A 1,985-nucleotide genomic window follows, 5' to 3' on the forward strand; every position below is an offset into this window, starting at 1 on the left:
CCGGCACGACGCGCAGCGAGCCCTCGACCTCGCGCGCCGAGGTCAGCGGGGAGACGGGCAGGCCGGCGGCGAGGGCGACGCGCCGGGCGGCGTCCGCGACGGCGGCCGGGGTCCGGTAGTTCACGGTGAGCTCGGCGAGCCGCCAGCCGTCGCGCAGCACCGGGTCGAGCGCCCCGGCCCACGACCGTGCGCCGGCGAGCGACGACGTCTGCGCGACGTCGCCGACGACCGTGAACGACCGCGTCGGGCACCGGCGCACGAGCATGCGCCACGCCATCGCCGACAGCTCCTGCGCCTCGTCGACGACGACGTGCCCGTAGGTCCACGTGCGGTCCTGCGCGGCGCGCTCGGCCGTCGTCAGGCGCGGCCCGCTCGCCGCGAACCGCCCGGCGAGCACCTCGGCGTCGACGAGCCCGCCGCCCGCGCCGGACGACTGGAGGACCTGGCGCGCGTACTCGAGGTCCTGCGCGTGCTGCGCGGCCTGCGCGGCCGCCTCGGCGCGCGAGGCCTGGTCGTCCTCGCCGAGCAGCTCGGCGGCCTCGTCGAGCAGCGGCACGTCGGCCGGCGTCCAGGGCGCGCCCTTGGGGCGCTCGAGGAGGCGCCGTTCCGCCTCCGACAGCTCGGGGGCCGCCTCGGCGAGCCGGTGCGGCTTGACGTAGAGGTCCTCGACGAGCCGCTCGGGCGTGATGGGCAGCCACGCGAGGTTGAGCGCCACGCGCACGTCGCGGTGCGCGCGCAGGTCCTCCAGCACGACCGCGCGGTCCTCCCCGACGAGCGGCTCGCCGAGCGCGGCCCCGTACTGGTCGGCGAGGCGCGCGAGCATGTCGCGCACGAAGCCCACGCGCGCCAGGTTGTGCGGCTTGTGGGTGCGGCGCGCCTTCGCGATCGCGTCGCGCACGTCGCGCCGCCGCAGCACGAGGTCACGGCCGTCGAGCCGGACCGGGACGTCGGCCGCCGGGACGCGCTCGCGCGCCCGGACGGCGCGGCGGACCGCGCGGGCCATGACGGCGCGGCCCTTCACGCGCGCGACGCGCGGGTCCTCGTCCCCGTCCGCGACGAGCCCGGGCAGGAGGTCGGCGACCGTCGCGCTGACGACGCCCGTCTCGCCGAGGGACGGCAGGACCTGGTCGATGTACCGCAGGAACGAGTGGCTCGGCCCCACGAGCAGCACGCCCGAGCGCTCGAGCACGCGCCGGTGGGCGTAGAGCAGGTAGGCGGCGCGGTGGAGGGCCACCGCGGTCTTGCCCGTCCCCGGCCCGCCCTGGACGACGAGCGCCCCGCCGAGCTCGGAGCGGATGATCGCGTCCTGCTCCGCCTGGATCGTCGCGACGATGTCGCCCATGCGGCCCGTGCGCCCCGCGGTCATGGCCGCGAGGAGCGCGCCCTCGCCCGACAGGGTGGAGCCGGTGACCTCCTCGGGCGCGTCGAGGTCGAGCAGCTCGTCCTCGATCCCGGTCACGCTGCGGCGCTGGGTGACGAGGTGCCGCCGGCGCACCACGCCGTCGGGGTGCGCGGCCGTGGCGCGGTAGAACGCCTGGGCGGCGGGGGCGCGCCAGTCGGTGAGCAGGCTCGAGTGCTCGGCGTCCGTGAGCCCGATGCGCCCCACGTAGCGCCGCGTGCCGTCGTCGAGGTCGAGACGCCCGAACGCGAGCCGGTCCTCCACGGCGTCGAGCTGGGCGACGCGGTCCTCGTAGAGCGTGGCGAACGCGTCGCGCTCGCTGCGGTTCTGCGGGGACCCCGAGGGCCCCGAGCGGCGCACGCGGTCCAGGCGCGCGCGGGCGGCGGCGCGCAGCTCGTCGAGGCGCGCGTAGAGGGTGTCCACGACCTCCTGCTCGAGCCTGAGCTCGTCCGAACGTCCCACGCTGTCCCTTCGTCGCGGTCCCGGGCGCCGCGCGCCGTGCCGCACCGGCTCGGCGCGGCCGTCCATTATGGCGCACGCGGCGACGAGCGGGCCCCGGCCGAGGACCGCCCCCCCGGCCGGCCCG

The 1,985-nt window shown here is 78.0% G+C and carries 1 protein-coding gene; it reads right to left on the reverse strand.

Annotated features, from left to right (window positions below; all coding sequences use genetic code 11):
• Positions 1 to 1,861 (reverse strand): HelD family protein (locus JZ5iCDA_RS17175; protein WP_069388207.1); only part of this gene is annotated, 1,861 nt, incomplete at its 3' end.
• Positions 1,862 to 1,985 lie beyond the last annotated feature (124 nt).

Source organism: Cellulosimicrobium cellulans (assembly GCF_001722485.1).
GTDB classification, from domain to species: Bacteria; Actinomycetota; Actinomycetes; order Actinomycetales; family Cellulomonadaceae; genus Cellulosimicrobium; species Cellulosimicrobium cellulans_A.